Origin of the sequence: Chromobacterium sinusclupearum (assembly GCF_002902845.1) — a bacterium.
Lineage (GTDB): Bacteria > Pseudomonadota > Gammaproteobacteria > Burkholderiales > Chromobacteriaceae > Chromobacterium > Chromobacterium sinusclupearum.
The window spans coordinates 62,139-88,306 of the sequence record NZ_PPTF01000006.1 but is presented as its reverse complement, the minus strand read 5'-3'; the positions used below and the strand labels follow the sequence as shown (position 1 = coordinate 88,306).

The following is a 26,168-nucleotide window of genomic DNA, read 5'->3' as shown; positions in this document are numbered from 1 at the left end:
GGCATTCGCCATGTGAAAGTAGGACACCGCCAGACGCCCCATAAGACAAAGCCCAGCTCACACGAGCTGGGCTTTGTGCTTTGCGCCGCCGAATGCGCGGAACCCGCCCCGACAGACACTGCCGGGGCTTTGCTGTTGATGCGGGTCTGATTGGCGCAGAAAGTGTGCCTGTGCTGTCGGTTTGAGTTGCGTTGCGAATATGGCGGCTTTTTGTGAAAATGCCCGGCGAATGTTTTATGCAAAGCATATCATTCATGATGTCATATGAATTTCGGGGCGGGTCTTGAGTAAATTCAAAGGTCGCGAGTGGCTTCTGTTTGGCGCGCTCTGGTTGCTTAGCAGCTTGTGGGTATTGGCCCAGTGGGGGAGCGGGGAGTACCGCCGTCTGCAGGACAGTTTCGAGCAAGCGGCCCACCAAGCCTATGCGGGCGTCGCGCGCAGGCTTGACCAGAACGAGTCCGTGCTGTCTGCGATCAATGCGCTGCTCATTTCTCATGAGCAGTTGGATGCGCCTGCGCTCAGCGCCTTTGCGCGGGAAATGTTGCCGCGCTATCAGCAGTTGTACGCGATCCAGTTCCTGCAGAATGTCACGCAGGAGGCGCGCGCCGAGTTTCTGCGCAACATGGGGGAGCGGTTCGGGGAAACTTTTTACATCCGCGACTACGGCGCGGAGGGTAAGCGCAATTGGCAGCCCGCTCCGGTCAGGCCGCAGGCGTTGATCGTATCCATGATCGAGCCGGATCTGCCAGCTTTCAGCCCGGTCTACGGTTATGACATGCTGGGCGATCCGCATTTTTCCGCGGAGTTGAAACGGGCGGTGGCAAGCGGGCAGAAGGTTTCGTCTCGTCCTTTCGAATTGTATGACGGCGGTGGTCGCGCCTATCTGCTGATGCAATCGCTGTATCGAGAGTCGGCCGGGGAGGCGCGTCAGGGCCGCGGCCGCGATCTTGCCGGCGTGGTGGCTTTGGTGGTGTTTTGCGACCGCCTGCTGCAGTTGCCTGAAGACCAGGCCTTGCCTGCCGGCTTGGACTTGTCTTTGCTACCGCGGGATGGCCGCGCGGGGGGCGAGCCGCTGTACCAGCGCTTGCATCGGGATGGGGATCATGATTGGTGGCCCAAGATAACGCGCTTGACGCTGCGTTTGCCGCTGAACAGCGAGGCGCAGCCTTTTGTTCTGGGCGTCGAGCAGGATATCCGTCTCAATGATCTGGCGCTGCTGCCGCTGTTGCTCAGAGAGGTTTTCATCGCCTTGCTGTTGTCCGCTGCGGCGCTGATTTATTCCCAGCGCGTCGCCTTGCGCCGAGAGCGCAGCCAGGCCGATGAGGAGCTGTTCCTGCAGAGCGAGCGCGCGTCTGTGACCTTGAATGCGATACATGATGGCGTGGTGATTCTGCGGCAGGATCGTAGGATCGAGATGGCTAATCCCATGGCGCTGCAACTGGTGGAGATGCCTGCCGATGAGGTGCTTGGCCTGCCATGCCATGAAGTATTCCGCTTGATGGGCGAGTTGGCCGCGGAGTTTTCCGAGGATCCTATCAGCGAGTGTTTCCGGACCGGGCAGGCCGTGGAGTTGGCGGAGCGCATGCAACTGACCACGGCGCGCGGCAAGGTGCATTCGGTCGAGGGCGGCATCGCGCCGTTGATGTCTCGGGACGGGGTGCAGATAGGCGTGGTGTGCGCGCTGCGCGATATGGGGCCGCTGCGGCAAAGGACCGCAGCCGCGCTGGAGGCCAGCGAGACTCGGGTCAAGGAGCATCTGGAGAAGCTGTCGCATGTGGCGCGGCTGCATACCATGGGCGAGATGGCGTCCGGCATCGCCCATGAGCTGAATCAGCCATTGACGGCGATCTCCAACTATTGCCAGGCCGCCATCCAATTGCTGGATGGAGTGGAGGATGCCCCGCCGCAAGTCAATTCCGCATTGAAGTTGGCGGTGGCGCAGGCTGGGCGCGCCGGGGAGATCATCAAGCGGCTGCGCGCGCTGGTCAGCAAGCGCGCCATCGAGACGCGGCTGATCGACGTCAATCAGGTGGTGGGCAACTGCATGTTTCTGGCGGAGTACGATCTGCGGGAGCGCGGCATTGAAGTGGTCCAGCTGCTATCGGGCTATTCGATTCCGGTGATGGCGGACAGCATCCAGCTGGAGCAGGTGGTGTTGAACCTGCTGTCCAATGCCATGGATGCCTTGAAAGACGAGCCGGCCTTGAAGCGCCATGTCATCGTCCACACTCGCCGCGAAGGCAAGAAGGGCATCCTGGAAGTGAGGGATACGGGGCGCGGCATTACGCCGGACTTGCTGGAAGTGTTGTTCCATCCGTTCTTTTCGACCAAGCCGCACGGCATGGGCCTGGGCTTGTCGATCTGCCAGACCATCGTGGAGCAATATGGCGGCTTGATCTCGGCGGAAAATATTCCGGCCAGCGGCGCCTGCTTCCGCATCGAGCTGCCGTTGGCCTTGCAGGCCGAGCGCCAACTCAGCTAGCGCGGTTGCCGATCTGAGTGCGTTGCGCGCGCTCTTCGCGCGGCGTGATGTTGAAATGGTTGCGGTAGGTGCTGGAGAAGTGCGGCCCGCTGGAGAAGCCGCAAGCCAGCCCGATCTGCACGATGGATTTGCTGGTCTGCAGCAGCAATTGGCGCGCCCGGCTCAAACGCAGCTCCAGATAGTATTTGGACGGCACGGTGCCCAGGTATTGCTTGAACAGCCGCTCCAACTGGCGTCGGGAGACGCCGACATAGTAGGCGATGTCGTCGGTGGACAGCGGTTCTTCGATATTGGCTTCCATCAGGCTGACAGCCTCGGTCAGCTTAGGCTGGCTGCCGCCGATGCGGGTGGCCAGCGGAATGCGCTGGCGTTCGTTGCCGGGCCGGATGCGCTCCATGCTGAACAGCTCGGACAACTGGGCGATGAACTCATGTCCCTGTTGCCTGCCAACGAGGTCCAGCATGAAATCAAAGGTAGCCGCCCCGCCAGCGCAGCTGAGACAGCGTCCCTCGCTTTCGTACAGATTGGACGTCACGATCACATCGGGAAACTCTTCAGTCAGCCGCGCGATTTCGCGCCAGTGTATCGTTGCGCGCTGCCCAGCAAGGAGGCCCGCCCGTGCGAGCCAATAGCTGCCGCAGCCGATGCCGGCCAGCGTCATCTTGTCGGCGTTGATGCTGGACATGCCCTTGCTCAGTTCCTCCAGCGCGAAATCGCTGCCGATCTCGTCGGCCAGAATCACCAGATAATCCAGTTTCGGCGCGTACGACAGCGGCAGGTCCACCGCCAGCTTGATGCCGTTGGAGAGCTGTACTTGGCCGCCATCCAACGATAGCAGCAGGGTTTCGTAAAGCTTTTTCTCCGCGAGCAGATTGGCGTGGTTGAGCACCTCGGAGGCGCTGGCGAAATCAGCCATCGAGGCGTGGGGAAGCAGCAAGAAGCCGAAGCGCAACGGTTTGGCGGTTTGAGGCGTGTGAGCCATGTCTGAGCGGCAGGTAAGGTTGGCAAAAATACCGCCATGTCAGGGAGCCTGGCATGGCGGCTTGTCTAGGGGCTGTTGACGATCGCTGAGCGGTCGCGCCGGAGCGCATTTCGCGACGAATCGAGGCGTTTCGCACGCCGCATAGTCATTCTCTGCCAGTGCGGAACAACGAAGAGTTGTCACGAAAGGCGCCCGGCCCTGCGGGTTTGGCCGCTTTTGGCCGGATGCGGCGTTACGCAGCCCTGGCATAGAGTAACTATGCGGCGGACTGCGCGCCTTGCATCCGGTCAAAAGCGGCGCAAACGCGATCCGCTCAGCAATCGTCAACAGCCCCTAGCTTGCATTGTACGATTTATTTCAAACGCCGGGCAGCGGAATTCTCACCGGCGGCTTATTGCTTTCGCGGACCCAGAAAAGCCAGATAGCGCCGCTCGGCGCGCTTCATCAGCCAGACCAGGGCAAAGGTCAGCGCCAGGTAGATCACGGCTGCGGTGAAAAACGGCTCGAACGGCATATAGCTTTCGCTGTAGATGCGGCGCGCCACGCCGGTCAGGTCGGCCAGGGTCACCAGGCCGGCGATGGCGGTGCTCTGCAGCATCATGATCACTTCGTTGCTGTAGGCGGGCAGCGCGCGGCGCAGCGCCGACGGCAGCACAATGCGTCGCAGCATCAGCCACTGGCTCATGCCGACCGAGCGCGCGGCTTCGATTTCGCCCCAGTGGGTATTGCGGATCTGGCCGGCGATGATTTCCGTGGTATAAGCCGCGGTGTTCAGCGTGAAGGCCAGGATGGCGCAGACATAGGCGTTTTGCAGGTATTGCCAGGCCCAACTATCGCGTATCCAGTCGAACTGCGCCAGGCCGTAATAGATGATGAACAGCTGCACCAGCAGCGGCGTGCCGCGGAAGACGTAGCCGAACAGCCAGACGGCGCCGGACAGTGCGCGGTTTTTCGCCGTGCGCGCCACGGCTAGCGGGATGGCCAGCATCAGGCCCAAAAGCAGCGACAGGCCCAGCAACTGCAGCGTCATGATCAGGCCGTCGGTCGACGACAGCATGGGGCCGCCGTCGTGCGCGCCGAAGAATTCCGGCAAGCGTTCGATAATCAGTTTCGGATCGATCACAGCCCGCTCTCCTTGGTGCCCATCGAGTAGCGTTTTTCTGTCCAGTGCAAGAGCAGATTGGACACGCCGGTAATGCAGAGGAACAACGCGCCGACGACGATATAGACGTCGAACGGCTGCTGGGTGGCCGATTTGGCGGCGTCGGCCCGGTACATCACATCATTGAGGCCGATGACGGATACCAGGGCGGTGGATTTGACCAGCACCAGCCAGTTGTTGGAGAAGCTGGGCAGGGCATAGCGCACCATCTGCGGCAACTGGATGCGGAAGAACACGCGCAGCGGTGACATCCCGTAAGCCAGGCCGGCTTCCATCTGACCCTTGTGCACCGCCATCATCGCGCCGCGGAAGGTTTCGGTCATGTACGCGCCGAAAATGAAGCCTAGGGTGGCGACGCCGGCGATGAACGGGTCGATATCGGGCGCTTGCCAGCCGAAATGGCCGCAGATGTCGTTGAGCGCCATCTGCGCGCCGAAAAACAGCAGGAACATCCACACCAGATCGGGAATGCCGCGCACCACGGTGGAATAGCATTCGGCGAGCAGCGTCAACGCGCGCGACGAGGTGGATTTGAACAGCGCGCCGATGAGGCCGAGCGCGACGGAAACGGCCAGCGCGGAGCCGGCCAGCTTCAGCGTCAGCACCGTGCCTTCCAGGATGCTGGGAAGGTAACCTTGCAAAAACATGGGCAATCTCGGAAGAGGGGATTGCGGGAGCAGGCGCGCGCCGCGCGCCTGCCAGGGAGCGGGGGTTAGCCGCCGTAGACGTCGAAGCTGAAGTATTTTTCCTCAACCTTCTTGTAGCTGCCGTCCTTGCGCACGGCCTCGATGGCTTTGTTCAGGCGGTCGAGCAGGGCCTTGTTGCCCTTCTTCACGGCAATGCCGGCGCCCAGGCCGAAGTACTTGACGTCGGAGTAGTTCGGGCCGACGAAGGCATAGCCCTTGCCTTGCGGCGTCTTCAGGAATTCGCCTTCGCCCACGGCTCCGTCCACGAACACGGCATCGACGCGGCCGGACTTCAGGTCCAGGAACGATTCAGGCGACTTGGCGTACGGCACGATGGTGGCGCCGTTCTTGCCCCAGAAGTCCTTGGCGAATTTTTCCTGGGTGGAGGCGCGCAGCACGCCGATTTTCTTGCCCTTGAAGCTGGCGGCGTCTACCTTGGTGCCATCCTTGGCCACCAGGCGGCTGGCGATGTTGTAGTATTTGCCGGTGAAGTCCACTGCCTTTTGGCGTTCCGGGGTGATCTGCATCGAGGAGATGATGGCGTCGAACTTGTTGGCGTTCAGCGCCGGGATCAAGCCGTCCCAGTCTTGCGGCACGATCTGGCAGGTGACTTTCATTTCCTTGCACAGCGCGTAGGCCATGTCGATGTCGAAGCCCTGCGGCTTGCCGTCGGCGCCTTGCTTGGAGAACGGCGGGTAGTTGAGGTCGATGCCGAAGCGGACGGTTTCCGCTTGGGCGGACAGGGAGGCGATCAAGGCGAAGCTGGCGCTTGCAATCAGGGCTTTTTTCATGATGTTGCTTCTACTTCTCTTATTTTGGCCGTCGGCAGGCGCCTGCGCGACGACTGGCTTGTAAACCCCGCAGCGGAGCCGACGTTATTGTTCCGATCCGGGTCGTCTTGTCTTGCTGGCTGGCCTTTATCTGCCGCGCTTGTGAACAACAAGTGGCGGAATTGGTCAATCCCCATAAGCAAGTGCGCACATTCTACCTTACTTTTCCCAAAAAATGGAAATATCATAAAAATCAATAGGTTATGAATGTTTTTCCTGATTGGCTACAATGCGCGGTGCGATGGTCTTTGTGTAACTGGCCGTCGCTTTGCTGTAATGTATGGCCTGGATTTCCGGCCTGCTTATGCCCCCGTGTTGTTGCCGGCGGAATACGGCTTGCGCGTTTTATGTAAGCCGATGTCGCATTCAGGAAATCCGGTATGGGTGCCGCTATCTACAATGCCCCGACAACCTCCCTGCTCACAACAAGAGAAGCTAAATGTCGCTTACCAACAAGACTGAACTGGCCAGCCTGATCGCAGATATCCAGGCTGTAGCCGAGAGCAAGCTTTCTTCCCAGGAGACCCAACAACTCGCCGCCTTCTTCCCGAGCTACTTCGAAGAGACTGAACACGCCGACCTGCGGCAGTTCTCCTCGCTCGACCTGTTCGGTGCCGCAATGGCGCATTACGAGTTCGCCGGCAAGCGCTCTGCCGGCCAGGTCAAGTGCCGCATCTACAACCCCGATTTCGAACGCGACGGCTGGCAAAGCACCCACACGGTGATCGAAGTGGTGAACGACGACATGCCGTTCCTGATCGACTCGATCACCATGCTGCTGTCGCGCTATAACCTCAATCTGCACCTGTTGGTGCATCCGGTGCTGTCGGTGGCCCGCGACAAGAGCGGCGTGATGAGCGCCGTCAAGCGCACCGAAGACCGCAGCCTGCCGCTGGAGTCGTTCATCCACGTGCAGATCGACCGCATCAGCGACGCCGCGCTGCTGGCCAAGCTGGAAGCCGAGCTGAAGCGCGTGCTGGCCGATATCCGCCTGGTGGTGCGCGACGAACCCAAGATGCGCGAAATGCTCGCCGGCATCAGCAAGGACTTGTCCAAGCTGAAGGGCGAACGCGCGGCCGAAGCCAAGGAGGCCGTGGCCTTTCTGGAATGGATGGCCGAGCGCAATTTCCTGTTCATGGGTTATTGCGACTACGACCTGGTCAAGCGCGACGGCAAGGACAGCCTGCGCATCGTCAAGGATTCCGGCCTGGGCATCCTGCAGGATCAGGGCGACAAAGAGTATTCCGCCAGCTTCGAACAGCTGCCGCAGGAATTGCGCGAACTGGCGCACCTGCCGCAGCTGATCATCCTGAACAAATCGCAAACCCGCTCCATCATCCACCGTCCGGCCTATGTCGACTTCGTCGGCATCAAGCGCTTCAACGACAAGGGCGAAGTGATAGGCGAACGCCGCTTCCTCGGCCTTTACACCGCCAGCGCCTATCAGACGTCGCCGAAGGACGTGCCCATCCTGCGCCAGAAGGTGGCCAGCGTGGTCAAAAGCTGCGACTTCGTCGATGACAGCTACAAGTCCAAGACGCTCGGCTTCGTGCTGGAAAGCTACCCGCGCGACGAATTGTTCGAAATTCCGGCCGAAGTGCTCGGCCCGATTGCCGAGGGCATCGTCAGCCTGCAGGAACGCCCACGCGTCCGCCTGTTCGTGCGCGCCGACCGCTACCATCGCTATGTCAGCTGCCTGGTTTATGTCCCGCGCGACAGCTTCAGCACCGAAGTGCGGCTGAAGATCGAAAAAGTGCTGATGAACGCCTTCGACGGCGCCAGCGCCGAGTTCAGCGTGCAGATCGGCGACGGCACCCTGGCCCGCGTTCACTACATCATCCGCACCAATGCGTCCAAACTGCCGGAATTCCATGAGGGCGATATCGAAGCCGAAATCGCCCGACTGGTGCGCGGCTGGGTGGAGGAGCTGCACCAGCAACTGGTGGAGGCCTATGGCGAAGAGCGCGGCAACGGCTTGTTCAATCGCTACAAGGAAGGTTTCCCGGTGGCCTACCGCGAGGAATTCGCGGTGCGCAACGCCGTGCTGGACATCCAGCAACTGGAGGCGCTGAGCGCCGAGCAGCCGCTGGCCATGAAGCTGTACCGCCCCTTCCACCGCACCGGCGCGGCCTTCAATCTGAAGCTGTTCCGCGAGGCCGAACCGCTGGGCCTGTCGGCCAGCCTGCCGATTCTGGAAAACATGGGCGTCAAGGTGCGCGATGAGCACCCGTACTGCGTCAAGCGCGTCGATGGCAGCCTGGTGTGGATCAGCGACTTCGGCCTCGATATCGGCAGTTTTGGCGAGCAGATGTCGCAGGACCAGGTGCAGCACGACTTCCAGGAGCTGCTGTCCCAGGTCTTCGCCAAGCGCTGCGAAAACGACGGCTTCAACCGCCTGGCGCTGGTAGCCGGCCTGGATTGGCGCGAAATCTCCCTGATCCGCGCGCTGGCCAAGTATCTGCGCCAGGGCGGCCTGACTTTCAGCCAAGCCTATATCGAGCAGTGCGTGGCCAACTACCCGGCCATCACCCGCAGCCTGGTGGAACTGTTCTACGCCCGTTTGGACCCGGCAGGCTTCGACGACGAGAAGGCCGAGCTGCTGCTGGCCGCCGTGCGCGGCATGCTGGACGGCGTGGCCAATCTGGATGAAGACCGCATCCTGAACGGCTTCCTGGCCGTGATCCTGGCCACCCGCCGCACCAACTTCTGGCAGAAAGGCGCCGACGGCGAGTTCAAGTCCTACATCTCGTTCAAACTGGAATCGAACCAGATTCCGTTCCTGCCGCAGCCGCGTCCGCTGTTTGAAATCTGGGTGTACAGCCCGCGCGTCGAAGGCGTGCACCTGCGCGGCTCCAAGGTGGCGCGCGGCGGCCTGCGCTGGTCTGACCGGATGGAAGACTTCCGCACCGAGGTGCTGGGCCTGGTGAAGGCGCAGATGGTGAAGAACTCGGTGATCGTGCCGATGGGCTCCAAGGGCGGTTTCGTCGGCAAGCAGCTGCCGGCGCCGAGCGAGCGCGAGGCTTTCCTGGCCGAGGGCATCGCCTGCTACAAGATCTTCATCTCCGCGCTGTTGGACGTGACGGACAATCTGGTGACCGGCCAGATCGTGCCGCCGAAGGACGTGCGCCGGCTGGACCCGGATGATCCGTACCTGGTGGTGGCGGCCGACAAGGGCACCGCAACCTTCTCCGACATCGCCAACGGCATTTCCGAGGCCTACGGCTTCTGGCTGGGCGACGCTTTCGCCTCCGGCGGTTCCGCCGGCTACGACCACAAGGGCATGGGCATCACCGCCCGCGGCGCCTGGGAGTCGGTGAAGCGCCACTTCCGCCACCTGGGCATCAATACCCAGGAGCAGGACTTTACCGTGATCGGCATCGGCGACATGGCCGGCGACGTGTTCGGCAACGGCATGCTGCTGTCCGAGCACATCTGCCTGAAGGCGGCGTTCAACCACCTGCACATCTTCCTGGATCCGACGCCGGACGCGAAGAAGAGCTTCGCCGAGCGCGCGCGCCTGTTCAACCTGCCGCGCTCCAGCTGGACCGATTACAACCGCGAGCTGATCTCCAAGGGCGGCGGCATCTTCGAGCGCAGCGCCAAGTCCATTCCGCTGTCGCCGGAAGTGAAGGCGTGGCTGGAAACCGACAAGGACCACATGGCGCCGAACGAGCTGATCCATGAGATCCTCAAAGCCAAGATCGACCTGCTGTACAACGGCGGCATCGGCACCTACATCAAGGCGTCCACGCAGAGCCATGCCGACGCGCGCGACCGCGCCAATGACCCGGTGCGCGTCAACGGCAACCAGCTGCAGGCGCGCGTGGTGGCCGAGGGCGGCAACCTGACGTGCACCCAGCTGGGACGCGTGGAGTTCGCGCTGGCTGGCGGCCGCATCGCCACTGACGCCATCGACAACTCGGCCGGCGTCGATTGCTCCGACCACGAGGTCAACATCAAGATTCTGCTGGGCGCGGTGATGCAGGCCGGCGACATGACGCTGAAGCAGCGCAATGAGCTGTTGGCCGAGATGACCGAGGAAGTGGGCCATCTGGTGTTGCGCAACAACGTGCTGCAAACCCAGGTGCTGGCGATCAAGCGTCTGGAAGCGGCTTCCATGCTGTCCACCCATGCCCGCATGATCACGCACATGGAGAAGACCGGCGAACTGAACCGCGAGATCGAGTACCTGCCGACCGAAACCCAGATCAACGAACGCCGCCTGGCCCGTCAGGGCCTGACCGTGCCGGAGATCGCGGTGCTGCTGGCCTATAGCAAGATTTCGCTGGATCAGGCCATCCTGGCCACCGACTTGCCGGACGACCGCGACTTCCTGCCGGTGCTGGTCAACTACTTCCCGAAACCGCTGCAGCAGCGCTTCGGCAAGCAGATGGAACAGCATCAGCTGCGCCGCGAGATCATCTCCAACCAGCTGGCCAACCAGATCATCAACCGCATGGGCACCACTTTCGTGTTCCGCCTGCAGGAAGAGTCGCCGTTCTCCGCGGCCGACATCGCCCGCGCCTGGTGGATCGCCAACCGCGTGTTCGACGCGGAAAGCCTGTGGGGCCAGATCGAAGCGCTGGACAACAAGGTGCCGGCCGACCAGCAGATGCAGCTGATGGTGCTGGTGCGCACGCTGGTGGAGCGCGCGACGCGCTGGCTGCTGCGCAACAAGCGTCCGTTCGGTTCCGTCAACGCGGTGATCGAGCAGTACGCCGCCAAGGTGCAAGGCCTGCTGGCCCAGTTGCCCAAGCTGGTGCCGTCCGCGCAGTATGCCGGCGTGGCCGAGCTGGAAGCCCGGATCGCCCACGCCAAGCTGCCGCAATCGCTGCAGCAGGTGCTGGCGCGTCTGGAATACGCCGTGCCGCTGATGGACATCATCGAAATCAGCGACGGCAGCAAGCTGGCGCTGGAGCAGGTGGCGGCCAACTACTTCCAGCTGGGCCGGGCGCTGCAGCTGGACTGGCTACGCGACGCCATCACCAGCCTGCCGCGCGACAATCGCTGGCAGTCGCTGGCCCGCTCGGCGCTGCGCGACGATCTGTACCGCGTGCACCGCGATCTGGCTCGCCAGGCGCTGCAGGATAGCGCCGCGGCGGCTGGCTTCGCCGATCAGTGGCTGGTCAAGCGCCAGGCTGCCGTGGAAGTGTGCGGCCAGATGTTCGCCGAGCTGCAGTCGTTCAGCGCGCTGGATCTGGCGATGCTGTCCGCCGGCATGCGCGAGCTGAACAACCACCTGTTGGCTTGATGCTTCCCCGTTCCGTCCCGGCTTGAGCCGGGATGCAGTCAAACGCCGCGAGCGAGTCTCGCGGCGTTTTCTTTTGGTATTTTTGCAAAAATATGGAATTTAATGCCACTGTTGGGCGATTATTGATTTAAATTTCATGCCAATTGTGTATGTTGACGGCCTGGCGCATGTCCGTGGCAGCGGCGCGCGCCGGATCACAACAAACACAATGGAGCATGGCAATGAAATTCATTCCGACGACCCTGTGCCTGAGCCTGGCTTTGGCGCTGGGCGGATGCATGTCCGATTCCTCTTCTTCCGTGAGCGGGCATACTGGCGCAAGCAATTACGAACAATTGCCGGCCGCGGCGCCGGTGGCCGTCAAGATGGTCGCCATCAACGATTTCCATGGCAATCTGGAATCCCCGGGCACCTTGACGCTGCCGGACCCGAAAGATCCGAGCAAGACCATCAAGACGCCCGCTGGCGGCGTCGATTACCTGGCAGCCTGGGTCAAGCAGCTGCGCGACAAATCGCCCAATACGGTGGTCGTGTCGGCCGGCGATTTGATCGGCGCCAGCCCCTTGGTGTCCGGCATGTTCCATGACGAGCCCACCATCGAAGCGATGAATTTGCTGGGCCTGGATATCAACGCCGTGGGCAATCATGAGTTCGATGACGGCCAGGACGAGTTGCTGCGCATGCAGAATGGCGGTTGCAAGCCTGGCGCGGGCGATACCACCTGCCAGAATGGCGGCAGTTTCGCCGGCGCCAAATTCCGTTTCCTGGCGGCCAATGTGCAGAAGCCGGATGGCAGCACCCTGTTTCCAGCCTATGAAATCAAAAAGTACGGCAATATCCCGGTGGCCTTCATCGGCATGACGCTGAAGGGCACGCCCGATATCGTGTCCCCGGCCGGCATCCAGGGGCTGAGCTTCAAGGACGAGGCCGATACCGTCAATGCGCTGATTCCCAAGCTGAAAGCCCAGGGTGTGGCGGCGGCAGTGGTGGTGGTGCATGAGGGCGGTTATCAGACCGGCACGTTTGACGACTGCAAAGGCATTTCCGGCCCCATCGTCGATATCGTCAAGAAGCTGGACAAGACGGTGGGGCTGGTGGTGACCGGCCACACGCACCAGGCCTACAACTGCGTCATCGATGATCGCCGCGTGACCAGCGCCAAGAATTACGGCCAGCTGTTCACCGAGATCGACTTCAAGCTGGACCCGGTCAGCAAAACCTTTGTCCCCGGCTCGATCCAGGCCGTGAACCGTCCGGTGACGCAGGACATCAAGCCGCTAGCCAATATCACCGACCTGGTGCGGTTTTATCTGATCAAGTCTGCGGATCAGGCCGAGCGCATTGTGGGCAAGCTGGGCGGCAGCCTGACCCGCAATGCCAACGCCGCCGGCGAAACGACCTTGGGAGACGTGATCGCCGACTCTCAGCTAGCTGCCGGCAGCAAGCAAGGCGCCGTGGTGGCCTTCATGAATCCGGGCGGCATCCGCGCCGACCTGGTGCCGGACGCCAATGGCAATGTGAGCTACAAGCAGATCTACACCGTGCAGCCGTTCGGCAACACCATGCTGACGATGAAGCTGACCGGCGAGCAGATCGATCAGTTGCTGGAGCAGCAGTGGAGCGATCCGGCCAGGGGCAAGATGCTGCAGGTTTCGTCCGGTTTCAGCTACAGCTGGAGCAAGTCGGCGCCGGTTGGCAGCAAGGTGGACATCAAGAGCATCACCATCAATGGCGTGCCGATTGATCCCAAGGCCCGCTACACGGTGCAGGTCAACAACTTCATCGGCGGCGGCGGCGACGGCTTCACGGTGCTGGCGCAGGGCACCGACCGCGTGGTGGGCGAGGTGGATGTGGACGTGATGCAGCGCTATTTGCAGTCCAAGCCCGTGGTGGCGGTGCCCAAGCTGAATCGCATCAGCGTTTTGCCCTGATTGTCGGCAAAAAAGAAACCCGGCGCAGGCATCTGCCCGCGCCGGGTTTTATTTTCAGAATGGGCTGAATCAGCCGCGGCCGGTGCTGCCGAAGCCGCCGGCGCCGCGGTCGGACGCGTCGAAGTCGTCCACGATATTGAAGCCAACCTGCACCACCGGCACGATGACCATCTGGGCGATGCGTTCCAGCGGCTCCAGGCGGAACGGCTCCTGGCCGCGGTTCCAGACCGAGACGAACACCTGGCCCTGGTAGTCGGAGTCGATCAGGCCGATGGCTATGCGCACCCTGGAGTGTCTCAATCGGCTGAAACCCTTGCCATTCCTGCGTGTAAGTCGAGACTGGTTGGCTTAGTGCCTCAATCGATGCCTTTACAGGGGCTGACCTCCCTTTGGGTCAGGACTTACCGGTGCTGCCGAAGCCGCCGGTTCCGCGTTCCGTCTCTGTCGAAAATTTCTCGACGAAGCTGAGGCCCACTTGTACTACTGGCTGGAACATCAACTGTGCGATTCGTTCGCCCGGCTCGATTGTATAAGCTTCTGTACCATCATTGGATAGGATTACGCCAATCTCGCCATGGTAGTCCGCATCAATGACCCCAATCCCTTGAGATACCCTTATTCCGTGCTTCAGGGAAAGTCCAGAGCGTGAGGCGACGATAGCAACAAGGCTGGGGTCCATCATATTGATAGCAATTCCAGTTTTCACCAGGATACGGCCACTGGGGGGGAGCGTTACCGGTTCCTCAAGGCAAGCGCGCAGGTCCATGGCGGCCGAACCTTCGGTTGCATAGGAAGGAAGGTCAATTTTGTTGCCCAGTAAGGGACTGACGATGCGGGCTTCAATTCTTCGGAACATTTTTGGTCCTTGGGTAATTTTGGGGCGTAGCGGGTAGCTGGGCATGCCAGTACCAAATTGAATGCCGAATTTTAACAAGATAGTTGGTAAAACGGTTAAGAGTGTTGATGTCCCAGAGAAGTTGGAGGTGTTTTTTTGATAGCACGGTGTGGAAAAATCCGGCACCTGGGCTCATTTCATAGAGAATTGGGAAGAGGGACGTCTATTGTAAGTGTCATATCCGGCCTTCGGCTGAGCATTTATTGCGAGAATTTCGCACCAGGACCCAGCTTTGTGTGATGACGAGAAAGATTTGATTGAACTTTGTCATTTTGACCAGGAAAAATCTTTTGTCATTTTTCGGTCAATATTTCTTAGAGGGCCTATGTTTTTTGTTCAATTGCATCCCGAGCTCAGGCAATAAGCGTTTCTCGACTTGCTGGTGGGTTAGCCGCTGGATGGTATTCCAAACTCGAAAACCAATTTTTACAAGGTTAAAGAGGGAAGCCCTTTCGATAGCCCGTCTCCATTTTGGTGTGCAATGGTATACATTGTTCCTGTAATTCCATCTCGGAGCCATTTCTTAGCCAGTTGCTCAACATAGCTATGACTGCCCCTGTGAGTTATAGTCAGTGCAATTTGGCTAGGATGGAGTAATGTTATCACGGCCTCTGAATCCACTTCGGCAGCTAGTAATTTGAGTAGGTAGTTAGGCTCGAAACCAATAGGTAGGGGAGCTGTCACGGTTACAGTGTGAAGACATTCGTCTATTTCTTCCAGTGTTTTCTTCAGCTCTAAGATGATGGCTTTGATATTGGCAGATTTCACTTCTGCCTCACAAAGTGAAATTGCACGAAGAATCTCAGTGTGCCAGTCTCCATTGAATAGATAAGTTTCAAAGAAATTTGTTTTTTTCATATTTGTTTTCAATTTCAGGTAGCAACTGGTTAGTGGGTAGAGGCATCCAAATGGGCCCTCATATCAACCAGGAATTTCTAAGTAGATATCCGGAGGCTACTGTTTTCTCCATATATTTCCGTGGGTGCTTCATTTGTGCTGATTGCTTGTCGTGGTGAGTTTGGATTATCACCAAACTGTTTGACCAGTGCATCTAGGACTACAGGCAATCCCAGGGAGGAAGCCTTTAAGGCAGCTCAAAAGGGGTTGGTGTTTTTCTCGTGGCTTGTAATTTGATAATACAATGGAGTACCTGTTCGAGTCATTTTTGGCACTGGTCAGGGTGCATATCAGCCGCATCTACTGAGAAACGATGGGGCGCCAGCCATTTTCAGTTTTCATAAATCCTGACCACGCCTGTCGGGCAACCTTATCACCTACTGTGGCTTTATCTTTGAATCCCATCTTCTCTAGCTCAGACCAGGCAGCAATAAAAGCATTCCAGTGAAGTTTTATTTCCTCTTTGCTGCCTTTTGAAAGAAAGTCAGTGCAAGGCTTACATTTAAGTAAAAAAGCATCTCTCCTGGCTGGGAATGTCTCTTTTTGCGGAGTGAGCCAGTTGTCGGCTTGAGACGAAATGTTAACTTCTGTTTGCAGAGCATCAATCCCCATGAATCCAGGATTTCTATGCCGTTCCTGAACTGTATTCACGATTCCATTGGCAAGTGCTAGAACAACTTCTGGGAGAGGCTTAGTTAACTTTAAATTGTAATTATATCTGACGTTGTACTTATTTTCTGATGAAGTGTCTTGCCATCCATTTTCTTTCTTAAAATCGTCGACAATGAGTCCCTCAAGTTCATCGCTTTTGGCGTATGACAATACGGTTTCGTAAGTTAATTTGTCGTTGGGCACCTTCTCCGAGCAAGCAGCTAAGAGTGCCATTGCTCCTAGAGCAGTGAAGTAGCCAATAGGTTTTCGAGTGATTGTCATAGGCAGCCAAAAAATTAGATAAAAGTAAGCACAAACAGGCAAGCACAAAAACAAGCAGAGCAGCACTGGCCAGCACTAGGCCGGGAGAGTGCGGAAGCAAGTTGATGAGCGAGTGCTAGCGGGGAGGTTTAGTCTACGTTTTACGTAGAGACGTTGCAAGAGCATCCTACGAGCATCGTAGGATGCGTACAAAACCCCCAGCATCGATATTTGGTAAGCGATTACGAGAGGCTCGCCTGCGGCGAGACATTCCTCAAGACAAGCTTGGCGTTATGGTTGGGCTCGATGAGGGTACGGCCAGCGCTCGTATCAGTCGATACGAAACGGGTACTCATGCACCTCCGTTTGACATGGCGGTACGGTTGGCCGAACTGTTGGATGTACCCCCGCCATACTTCTACTGTGAGGATGATGACCTTGCGATGGTCATTCTTGCTTGGGGCCAGTTATCTCAATGCAAGAAGAGTTGGGTTCAAGCATTAATTGAGCAAGAGCAATCGTTAACACATCCTGATAACACCAAAGGTTGATTCATCAGGGTGCTCAAACTTCATGATGGGGGAATTTCATCGAATTAGTTAATGCAAGAAGACTACGGATGCATAACACCAGGAAGGATGAGAAATGCGCTGGATAACCGACGAAGACTTGAAGCTTTGGAGCAAGCGGACGGAAGCCAGAGAGCACTTTGTAGACCTCGTCGGTGACCTCATTCGTGCAACGGTTGCGGATGTAAGCAAGTGAAGCTAAAGCGCTGACTCGGTTGTTAGTAGTAGCCTAGGCGGCGGATGCTATTTTCACCAAGTTTGGCTAAGCAAAACCCTAAAATAACGATGACTACAAGTCCTAACCGGTTAGATTGTGAGACGCGTGAGAGCACAGTTTCGTCCCTTTGCCAAGCATTTCAGTGTTCTGCGGAATCGTTTCTGAGGTTTGTGCAGGACCCTGTACATGGCCTTCATTACGAGGAGCACAGTCGAGACTTGCCTGAATTTCAGCAATACCTCTTCGAAAGGGCCACCTCACACTTTGGCAACCCACAGTTGCCTTCAGAGGTCTGCTGGTTCCATGGGACACGAGTCCCACACGGAACCACCTTCCGGGAAGGCATTTTTCCCTTGGGGCAGCGGCTTGACTCCTTAAAAGAAACCATCCTGGCCACACTGGACAACGACCAACATCAAGAACAAGTTCGTCAGGCTTTTGCCCGCAAAGGTGGTTATGCATACCATTTTCGCGAAAAGATAACCAATCCCATGCACTGGGGCCCCTATGCCATTCTAATACGAGAGTTGGCCTTCCATGCAGAATCCTGTTCCCAACATGATTATCTGGGTATGCCGGAAATTATTGACGACCTCTGTGAAGAGATACGTATCGCCGGTGAACTGGATTTATTGCCTATCTTCCAGGAACGTTGGCGACCCGCACTTGTAAAATTCGTCGCGGTTTCTGATTCGCTGGTGGAAACTTATCTGGGGGTGGCTCTCTGTTACTTGAGGTCAGCCCTATTGGAAGGGGTGCCTGACAGTAATTCGGTTATGTGCTTTGATGGAGAAAATACCCCTATTTCTCCGGAGCGAATCATCCGAGTGGACTTTGTCTAGCATATTACATGTTTGGGTAAGAAATGCCCTTGGGCGCTCTGACCCCAAGATACGGATACATATTTTCTAGGCTAAGCAGCGGACAATCCCGAGTAGCCCTTAGCATCTCCAAGGTGATATTCTAAATGAATGGCTTGATGAGTCGACATAGCCTATTTGAGACAAGCCGCTCAGCCTTTTCGGTTCTTGCCGCACGCAAGCTACCGCACTGACATCGACACATGTGGGGCTGGAGCAGACTGTGTCTGGCGACGCCATATAAGAAAATCTCGGGGGATACATGATTGAACCGATTCACTCGTTGGCCTTTTCAATGCAGGCCAATCGCGGCGTGTATGCCGTGCTCTTCGGCTCTGGACTGTCACGGTCGGCCAGGATTCCGACAGGTTGGGAAATCACGCTAGACCTGGTACGACGCCTTGCAACTGTGAGTGGCGAAGAGTGTGGAGTAGACCCTTCTGCGTGGTATCGCGACAAGTTCAACAAAGAGCCGGACTACTCTGAATTGCTCGACGCGCTGGCCAAGACCCCCGCGGAGCGACAGCAACTGTTGCGGCAGTATTGGGAGCCGACCGAACAGGAAAAGGAAGAAGGGGCAAAGCAGCCCACGCCGGCCCACCGCGCCATTGCCGACTTGGTTGCCAAGGGCTTTGTGCGAGTCATTGTGACGACCAACTTCGACCGCCTGATGGAACTGGCACTGCTTGATGTCGGGGTCACGCCCACGGTGCTCAGTAGCTCTGACCATGTTCACGGCGCAATGCCGCTCATCCATACGCAATGCTGCGTATTTAAGGTACACGGCGACTATCTCGATACTCGTATCCGGAACACTCCCGAAGAGTTAAGTGGTTATCCCGCCGAGTTCGACACTTTGCTCGACCGCATCTTCGACGAGTTCGGCCTGATTGTTTGCGGTTGGTCTGCTGACTGGGATGAAGCGCTCCGGTGTGCCATCTTCCGCGCACCATCGCGGCGATTTGCCACCTATTGGGCAGTTCGTGGGGAGCCGGGCGATGCTGCAAGACAGCTGATTGAGCACCGAGGTGCCCAGGTTGTCTCCATCACAGATGCCGATAGCTTCTTCAGTACGATACATCGGCAAGTAGAAGCTCTAGAAGAATTTGCGAGACCACACCCTTTGTCTACAGCTGCGGCCGTTACCGCCCTGAAGCGGTACATGTCCGAGCCACGCTACCGGATTCAGCATGCCGACTTAGTTGAAGGCGAGGTCGAGCACGTACTGTCCGAAATTGGAATCGACAAATTTCCCGTTCAAGGCGGGCCGCCCCCTGATGCGGCCCAGTTCAACCACCGGGTCAAAGCATATGAAGCCGCGATGACCACGTTAGTGGCAATGGCCATTGAAGCTGGTCGATGGGCGAACGATGACCACCAAGAGGTCTGGGTGCGAGCCTTGCAGAAGCTCGCGAGTGGACAGGCACAGGACGGTGGTTACGCCTTATGGGGGGAGTTGACGCGTTTTCCAGCAACCCTTCTCCTCTTTGCTCTCGGTGTATCAGCCCTTGAGTCGACGCGGTACTCATTTGTACAACGTTTGCTTTCAGCCCCTATCGTGAGGGAGTACCAGAAAACCAAGCAAACCGTACATCTGCTTCCTCCTAAGTGCCTGTTTGAGAAAGACAGCAGTGCCAAGTTGCTGGAAGGGAAGGAAAATCACTACGCACCTCTGAGCGATTGGTTGCACGAGCGATTGGCGCCGCAACTGGAACGACGCTTTTCCAGTGTAAAAGCATACGAATTGGCTTTCGATAGATTCGAACTCATGTTGGCCCTGGCTTACAGCGCAAATACAGAGGTAGGTGAGTATTTCAGGTATTGGGCACCTCCTGGAGCCTTTGGCTATAGGGATGAAAACCAAGCCCAAATCATTTCATCGCTTCGGTCGCAGTTAGCCAAAGAAGGTGACAATTCCCCTCTTGTTACAAGCAATCTGTTTGGCGTCACTGCCGATGAGTGCCGCAAGCAGCTAGACGCATTGGAGGAGTTTATTCCGAAACTAAAATGGTGGTGATGGATAGCGCTTTATCCAATTCGAATATTCAGGCCGCAATGTATTGGAGTAAACCAGCGTCGGGCGGCAGCTATCACCCATAATCACGAGGAGAGGTGCATGACGCTCGCAGTCGAACATCCAGCTATCCAAGAGGTTCTGGATTTACACACCGGCCAGCACTATCCTGTCGCTGAGGTTATTAGCTCGGATTACGCTGAGGTAATGAAACTTCGGATGGCATTGCGCACGCAGATTAATAAGCATGAACCACTTTACGCTTGTTCTTTATGCGGTATCGCTGTGTATCTTGTGAGCTGCCCAGACAAACAACACTTCTTTTTCCGACATGAACTTGAGGACGACCGGTGCCCCGCGCGGACCCGAGGCGAGTTGTCCCAGCTAGAAATCAACGCTAGAAAATACGATGGCGCTAAAGAAAGCGCTTTGCATAGGCGGATGAAGGATTGGGTCGTGCAGTGCCTTTCCGTGGACCCCAGGTTCTACCAGATTCGTAGTGAAGACACTTGGAAGGGCTCTTTGGGCCAGTGGCGGCGCCCGGATGTGCAGGCGAGGTATGGCAATATTCCGGTCATCTTCGAGATTCAGCTTTCAACGACATACCTGAATGTTATCGCTGAGCGGCGTCAGTTTTATCTGAAGGAAGGGGCGCTGCTATTCTGGATATTCGCACAGTTTGAGGATGATAACCGGCGTCTGACGCAAGATGATGTGTTTTTCAATAACAATCAAAATGCTTTTATTGTTAACCGAGAGACCGTCGCAACTTCACTTAAGCAGGCCACATTCCATCTTGAGTGCATCTGGGCGCAGCCAGCGTCGACCAACTTGTCCCGGAAGGTTGTTGCTTTTCACGACTTGACGCTCGACCTAGCGGGGCAACGTGCGTTCTATTTCGATTACGACAATGCGCTGCAGACATGGAAAAAACAAGAGTTTTCCCCAGAAAAATTGTGTTCGAAGGCTTTCGAAGCTTTTTGGCTAGACTATGTGGCTGACAATGGCCCTGTCGACCTAAAAGCTTGGGGAACGGTTAGGGGGCAGTTTATTCAGAGCCAATTTCGATTGCCGGAATATCCTGCCGAGTTGCCTCGGAAAATATTAAATGCTTTGTATTCGGCAAAGCATGGCCAGCCAGTGGGGTGGAATTATTCAACGTTGGTGGAGTTGGCACACTGGATTGCCAGTGCTCAAAAGCCGATTCTGAAAATATTTAGGAGGGCTCTACAGGTCTATGACCGAGCGGAGCAAATTCGAGCGGAAGACCTTACGGGCAATTGGCAGAGGAAGGTAAAGGTATACAAAGCTGCTATTGCCCGCGGAGACGATTCTTATCGTCCAGATACCAATCATGATGAGCTACTCAAGCTGTTATTCCCAGAACTTGGTGATATTTCTCAGCTTTGAAATTATACCTGCCTTCTATTCATCTTCTTTGTTTTTTTCTAGCTTTGCGCTTCATTTTTCGTCGCTCAGCACGGTTCGTTGGAACATGGGGATTGTACTCGTAGTGCTGAGGTTCACCGAAGTTGAATGGTATTGGAAACTCGGTAATTTTTTGCATCTGATATTGAACGTCTCTAGCCGGTGTCTGCAATGCATTGAACTCCTCCATCATGTCTGTCCACATGGCAGATTCTTCTGGTCCCAGGCCTTTAGAAAGGTCGACATACAGGAAGTCTTGCGAGGTAGCTTCCTCGGAGAATGGTTCTGAGGCTATGCCTACTGCTTCGATTACGTGCGGAAAGCGTAGCTTGATGCCGTGGCAATATGCGAATAGTGCGGCCGCACGCATATCACGGTAAGCTTGGTAGTCGATATTTGGCGATATTGGTACTGTCAGGAAAACATACGCGCGAGACATGTTATCGCTACTCAGGGTCATGCGTGCAAACTTCTCACCGGGCGTACGCTTGGAGAGAGCAAAGCGGAAGTCGTTTGCTAGCGCACGCCTGGCTAGTCGGGACTCTGAGGCAAGAGCGCGCAGGACACGTTCGTGGTCAATGGTTTCCGGTAGTGTTTCAGGAAGTCCAATCGCGGTTCCTGCACGAACGAAAGAAGCTTGGTATTCAATAAGCTCGTCCCACATATAGCTGCCTTGGTCAGCTTGGCACTTGGCCGCTCGCTGGGGGCTTGAGCAGTAGTGTTGCCAGTCACCTTCAGGGATGATGACTGCATTGATATCATTCGGTACCCTGGGCAATGAGTGTCGGCCGCTTTCCATGGTGCACATATACCTCGCCAACAATTCCTCTTCGCCGGCAATACTTATCCATGCGATATCGGCTCCCAAAAAGCGTTCCTTGCAAACAAGGTAGTCGACAAGGTCTGGTACCGTATCCAGCTCCTCCAAAAGAGCACCAACCGTCACCTCATCAAGAACGTGGACGAAGCGCCGGCCTTTGAGCGGGAAACCGACTTCGAATGGCTGTTCGTAGTGAGCATCTCCCGCGAGCCGGTTGTTGAACATCAAGCTGCCCGTGCTGCCACCACCAAAGTATCTAGCGGCTGCCTCGTGACCACCACGCGTGACCGCAATTAGGAAATAACGGGCTATGGCCGGGTCTGGAAGAGATACAGGCAGCGGGGTTTGGCATGATTTATCGACGAAGATGCGGTCCGGGAACTGCCGCAGGAACTTTTCAGCGCCTGCAAGCTGTTTTGCAGACTTTTCGATGGCCCGCTTATACCAACGAGGCCAAGCAACCTTGATGTCTATGTTTAACTGAAATGCGCAGTGCTTGTCGGAAAACAGAAGCACATTAGTGCCAAAGACCACCAGTAGGTCTACCAGCTCCTTGCCGTCTCCCTTCCCACCTGGCCTTCCTTCATCGCTATAGACGTTTGGGTAGCTCCACAGGCTCAGAAACGCTTTGCGAGCGAGCTGGGTCAGGACACGTTCCGATTCGGTCGTCCCCTGTGCCTCAGCGGCTTTCTCCCAAGCGGTCTTATTTCTCATCTTTATTCTACAGTTCCTAAAAGCTTATTCGGTTAAGCACTTGAGCCCGTCTCAGCCGCAAAATGATAGGAACTCATGCATGAAAAGCAGTCAGTACCCAATACAGAAAAAGCAACCCTCCGCCCCAGTACAGCCATTTACGAATTCGCCCTTTCTTACCTGTGACTTGGGTGTGCTGGACAATCATGGGTGTTCTGTGCTGAATGGGAACTGCTGGCGGTCTCGCTGGAGTTGATGTCGGTGTACGTTGCACTCTTTGTGGTTGCAGAGGCGGAGTTGCCGGTGCGCTTCTATTTGTAATGGGACTCTGGGTGGCTTGCTGGCCCTTCAACTTGGCCAGTAGTTGTTGATTTGGGGATGGCGGTGGTTGCTGGGTTTTCGGCCGAGCCGGTGAACTTACTGCCGAAGGAGTATTTTCCCGTAATTGCGAGAGCAATTCGCTGTTATTAACTGCTTCTACCCGTGGCGTCACCTTGGCGTTGCTTGACCTGCCAAGACGATAAAGCGCTTCTTCTCCGTCGAGCAGCAGGATTTGGTTGGGCGCGGAAATAGTTATGCTGATATGTTCATACTTCTGACGAGCGCTCGGTTTGCTACGGTAAATAGGGTCAACCAACCCTTTGGTACTGACCCATCGCCCCTCCCAGCTTTTTGTTGGCTTGCTAGAGAATTTGCTAAGGGCGGTACTCCAAATGGTGAGTTTTACGCATTGGCCACGCCAGTCTGCAAAGTTGATGAATACATAGGGTTTGCCGTGTCGCGTCCTACTTTCACTCACTTCAATAATCCTGCCTACGAGCTCTACCATTTGGCCTATATGCCGCTTAAGCAACATGTAGTCGCCACCAGCCAGAACAGGGTACTGGCTAAGGTATGCCGCGCGGCCTCTGGCTTGTGTACTCGTCCCCAAGGCCACTGCAGTTCTGGGGGTGTACTGCCCATTGATGAACTCTGTTAAGGATGGGACTTCGCTGTAGCCCCCTAGACAAATGGCAGCAAAATTTTTGACGTCTCGGTCGAGGCCGGATAGCTTAGAAAGTTGAGTGAAAGCCCTTGATGACGATGGGTCAACGAAATCGTTGGCTCGGAAAATTATCGAGTCCGATTCACACTGGGTGGCCATCCACAACTGAGGGTGCCCTTGTAAGGCGCGCAGAGCCAAATCTAGCAGAATGAATGAAAAGCGGTCCAGTCGACTATCAAAATGCCGGGCATCGCGCTTGGGGTGTTGGAAATTGAGATGCCCCATTTCCGCCGAGCCTAGCGCCGTGACCTCTGGAACAAACATCCCATCATAGTCAATCAACTGTATGGTTCGACCATCTTTCGACACCATCAGGTTGCCTGTCTGAATATCCCCGTGAGCAATTCCCTGCTGTTCCAGATATGTCGCCAGCGACCGCAGGGCCTGCTGCAAATTGGACAGCTTTTGACGGTCTTTGTGGTGGGCTTCAAGGAACTCGCCCAACGTTTCCCCGGAAGCCCAAGCCATTTTTACCAATGGGAAAACAGCGCCATCGACCCTAACGCCCTGCGATTGGTATTCGAAAGTTAAGAAATAAGGAGACGCTAGCGACCTCAACTGTTTCGCTATTGCGGTATAACGCTGCTCAAGTGCAGTGGACTCTTTATGAAAACACCGTACCGCATAACGGTTGCTCGATACGTCTACACGATAGGTGAGCGCAAAGCCCCCGCTGATAACCTCTGGCAGGCTGAGCATATTGGTCGGTATCGAGCCGGAGGCTAAGGACGCATCAATAAAGGCTGTCCTCGGCGATTGCAGTGCTACTTGGTATTGCTCAAGGCTGGGATAACGCATCAGGCTTAAACTTTCACTTCAAATGCCAATCTCACGAGAGTCGTATCATCGACTTTTATCTGTTTCGTCTCGCGAAGTGTCATTACCAGCTGTTCGAATTCCTCTTCTGAACTGATGGTGAGCAGTTGCTGTAATGTGGAATGGTCCTTTGCCGACGCTTCTAGCAACCATTTCCCCAGGGCATCAGTCATCAGCAGGACCACTGAGCTGTTGTGGAGGGACCAGGTCGTTGAGTACTGGCTGTAGAACTGGCTGGCTGTTATAAATTCATTGGCGTCGCTACGTGTTGAGAGCAACGTCGGGTCTACATCGAACTGCTCAGCATGGCTGTAGGGAAAGGTTTTTAAGGCAGTGCCATTTTCGACCAGGACGGCCAGGCTATCGCCGACACAGAGGAGTTCCAGCTCCACCCGCTCGGGCTGGAACTCTGCCGCCAGCAAGGTAGCAAAGGCCCCTTGCTCAATACCGGATTGTTGAATCCACGATAGCTGGTCGAAGTCGTAGCTCGCACGGTATTCGCGGATAAGAGCTGTCACCCATTCATGGTTTACCGCCGGAGACTGAAGAAAACGCGCCGTCAGCATGTTCGCCCAGATGCGCGAATCGTATGCTGTGGAGGCCCCATCAGAAACGGCGAACCTGCCTGCCGCCTCATCGATGGCCAGCGCATCTTCGTTCAGCTCTGGCTGTTCCAGTTCTTTGGGAACTGACGCATGGAACTCTACACGTAACATTGAATGCTCTACCGCATTTGCGACGGACGTGTGCCGATGTCAAAGAACTCGACAATCTCAGACGCCTCTGCATTGAACATGAACCCTCGGGATTCATGAGAGACGCTAAACCCTTTGCCTTGGGCATAGCTAACTAGATGCTGGGGCAATTGGCTGGACATTCTGAAGAGCAGCTTGGAGTACTGGTCGGGTAATCCACCCTCCGCAGCGGGGAATCGGATAGGGTTGCCCGCCTGCGCGCTCACATGCAGGTTCAGTAACAGCACATTGCCATCGTTGGTCTGAAATTGACGCAAGGTGTCCGCGACCATTTCTGGGTCGCCATCTGTGGACTCCCCGTCGGTCACATGTAAAACCGTCGGAGGGTAGCTATCTGGATTGGCATCACACCAGGAAGCAAGTTCTTCCGCCGCTTGGGTCAACGCGGCACACATTGGGGTGCCTCCATCGGCTTGTGGCTCAAACCAGATTGGAAACTTTACTGTTTGCTCGATGAGCCCCCCCGCACCATCATCCACCTTCTTGCGGCGCTCTTCTATGCGTAGCGGGTTAGCGCCAATGCTGGAAATTGGATGCAAAATACTGCCTCCCAGAGGGCCTTGAAAACCGTTACAAGTCCCCATGCCACCGTAACCGATAACACCAATTTGGAAGTAGTCGCGAATTCCTTCGGGCTTCGAGCAGCGAGTGATGAGGTTCATCAGCGTACGGTTGAGCACATCTGCAACGAATTGAGCTTTGGTCTTGTCGGAAGCTGCCATCAAGTCCCCCATGGAACCTGATTGGTCGACTAAGAACAGAAAAGCGGTTGGCGTACTGCGTTGGATGGAGGCTTGGTATGGCATGTTGGCTCCTGATAGATGACTTGCCAATCATCGCATGCCAAAATCATGCCGGCAAAGCATTAAAATCAATATTTCATTTTAAAGGGGGCCAGCCCTACACGAGCCTTGGTCAGAAAG

The 26,168-nt window shown here is 56.5% G+C and carries 19 protein-coding genes; 7 read left to right on the top strand and 12 right to left on the bottom strand.

Annotation, left to right across the window (positions count from 1 at the left end):
- The first annotated feature begins 283 nt into the window (after nt 1–283).
- On the top strand, nt 284–2,482 hold the full coding sequence (locus C2134_RS01630) for an ATP-binding protein (RefSeq protein WP_146042055.1): 2,199 nt from the start codon (nt 284–286) through the stop codon (nt 2,480–2,482).
- On the opposite strand, the gene C2134_RS01625 is transcribed toward C2134_RS01630, so the two are convergent.
- The 4 genes from C2134_RS01625 to C2134_RS01610 all read right to left on the bottom strand — a co-directional run bounded on the left by C2134_RS01625 (nt 2,475) and on the right by C2134_RS01610 (nt 6,103).
- Nucleotides 2,475–3,464 (bottom strand): GlxA family transcriptional regulator, encoded by a 990-nt coding sequence (locus tag C2134_RS01625; RefSeq protein ID WP_043626009.1) that lies wholly within the window; start codon nt 3,462–3,464, stop codon nt 2,475–2,477. The two genes, C2134_RS01630 and C2134_RS01625, sit on opposite strands and share 8 nt — an antisense overlap.
- 391 nt (nt 3,465–3,855) lie before the next feature.
- Complete coding sequence (locus C2134_RS01620) at nt 3,856–4,587, bottom strand: ABC transporter permease (protein WP_083340883.1); 732 nt, start codon at nt 4,585–4,587, stop codon at nt 3,856–3,858.
- Complete coding sequence (locus tag C2134_RS01615; RefSeq protein ID WP_103317002.1) at nt 4,584–5,273, bottom strand: ABC transporter permease; 690 nt, start codon at nt 5,271–5,273, stop codon at nt 4,584–4,586. The genes C2134_RS01620 and C2134_RS01615 overlap by 4 nt, the downstream gene beginning before the upstream one ends.
- Nucleotides 5,274–5,338: 65 nt before the next feature.
- A complete protein-coding gene (locus tag C2134_RS01610; RefSeq protein ID WP_103317000.1) occupies nt 5,339–6,103 on the bottom strand; it encodes an ABC transporter substrate-binding protein in 765 nt (254 codons plus the stop codon).
- Nucleotides 6,104–6,581: 478 nt separating this feature from the next.
- On the opposite strand from C2134_RS01610, the gene C2134_RS01605 reads away from it, so the two are divergent.
- Nucleotides 6,582–11,393 carry an NAD-glutamate dehydrogenase gene (locus C2134_RS01605; protein WP_103316999.1) on the top strand — a complete coding sequence of 1,604 codons (4,812 nt, stop codon included), beginning with the start codon at nt 6,582–6,584 and terminating at the stop codon, nt 11,391–11,393.
- Between the two features lie 221 nt (nt 11,394–11,614).
- The gene (locus tag C2134_RS01600; protein WP_103316997.1) at nt 11,615–13,324 is read left to right on the top strand and encodes a bifunctional metallophosphatase/5'-nucleotidase; all 1,710 of its coding nucleotides are present in this window, start codon (nt 11,615–11,617) and stop codon (nt 13,322–13,324) included.
- Between the two features lie 69 nt (nt 13,325–13,393).
- Here C2134_RS01600 and C2134_RS01595 read toward each other — a convergent pair whose 3' ends face one another.
- From C2134_RS01595 to C2134_RS21055, 4 genes are all read right to left on the bottom strand, one after another.
- Nucleotides 13,394–13,624 (bottom strand): dCTP deaminase/dUTPase family protein, encoded by a 231-nt coding sequence (locus C2134_RS01595; protein WP_255408051.1) that lies wholly within the window; start codon nt 13,622–13,624, stop codon nt 13,394–13,396.
- 94 nt (nt 13,625–13,718) lie between these two features.
- Entirely contained in the window at nt 13,719–14,345 is a 627-nt protein-coding gene (gene dut, locus C2134_RS01590; RefSeq protein ID WP_233196329.1) for a dUTP diphosphatase, read from the bottom strand.
- Nucleotides 14,346–14,645: 300 nt separating this feature from the next.
- The gene (locus tag C2134_RS21060) at nt 14,646–15,077 is read right to left on the bottom strand and encodes a hypothetical protein (RefSeq protein ID WP_146042054.1); all 432 of its coding nucleotides are present in this window, start codon (nt 15,075–15,077) and stop codon (nt 14,646–14,648) included.
- 339 nt (nt 15,078–15,416) lie between these two features.
- Nucleotides 15,417–15,971, bottom strand: coding sequence for a hypothetical protein (locus C2134_RS21055; protein ID WP_146042053.1), 555 nt, complete (start codon nt 15,969–15,971; stop codon nt 15,417–15,419).
- A gap of 260 nt (nt 15,972–16,231) precedes the next feature.
- On the opposite strand from C2134_RS21055, the gene C2134_RS01585 reads away from it, so the two are divergent.
- From C2134_RS01585 to C2134_RS01570, 4 genes are all read left to right on the top strand, one after another.
- Nucleotides 16,232–16,579, top strand: coding sequence for a helix-turn-helix domain-containing protein (locus tag C2134_RS01585; RefSeq protein WP_103316994.1), 348 nt, complete (start codon nt 16,232–16,234; stop codon nt 16,577–16,579).
- Nucleotides 16,580–17,032: 453 nt separating this feature from the next.
- Nucleotides 17,033–17,656, top strand: coding sequence for a hypothetical protein (locus tag C2134_RS01580; RefSeq protein WP_146042052.1), 624 nt, complete (start codon nt 17,033–17,035; stop codon nt 17,654–17,656).
- A gap of 280 nt (nt 17,657–17,936) precedes the next feature.
- Nucleotides 17,937–19,691 carry an SIR2 family protein gene (locus tag C2134_RS01575; RefSeq protein WP_103316990.1) on the top strand — a complete coding sequence of 585 codons (1,755 nt, stop codon included), beginning with the start codon at nt 17,937–17,939 and terminating at the stop codon, nt 19,689–19,691.
- A 99-nt stretch (nt 19,692–19,790) separates the two neighbouring features.
- Nucleotides 19,791–21,098, top strand: coding sequence for a DUF6035 family protein (locus C2134_RS01570; protein ID WP_103316988.1), 1,308 nt, complete (start codon nt 19,791–19,793; stop codon nt 21,096–21,098).
- A gap of 19 nt (nt 21,099–21,117) precedes the next feature.
- Here C2134_RS01570 and C2134_RS01565 read toward each other — a convergent pair whose 3' ends face one another.
- The 4 genes from C2134_RS01565 to C2134_RS01550 all read right to left on the bottom strand — a co-directional run bounded on the left by C2134_RS01565 (nt 21,118) and on the right by C2134_RS01550 (nt 26,051).
- Entirely contained in the window at nt 21,118–22,650 is a 1,533-nt protein-coding gene (locus tag C2134_RS01565) for a hypothetical protein (RefSeq protein ID WP_103316986.1), read from the bottom strand.
- Nucleotides 22,651–22,723: 73 nt separating this feature from the next.
- On the bottom strand, nt 22,724–24,472 hold the full coding sequence (locus C2134_RS21050; protein ID WP_146042051.1) for a protein kinase family protein: 1,749 nt from the start codon (nt 24,470–24,472) through the stop codon (nt 22,724–22,726).
- Nucleotides 24,473–24,477: 5 nt separating this feature from the next.
- Nucleotides 24,478–25,206 carry a protein phosphatase 2C domain-containing protein gene (locus tag C2134_RS01555; RefSeq protein WP_103316983.1) on the bottom strand — a complete coding sequence of 243 codons (729 nt, stop codon included), beginning with the start codon at nt 25,204–25,206 and terminating at the stop codon, nt 24,478–24,480.
- Between the two features lie 8 nt (nt 25,207–25,214).
- A complete protein-coding gene (locus tag C2134_RS01550; RefSeq protein ID WP_103316982.1) occupies nt 25,215–26,051 on the bottom strand; it encodes a vWA domain-containing protein in 837 nt (278 codons plus the stop codon).
- Between the last annotated feature and the right edge of the window lie 117 nt (nt 26,052–26,168).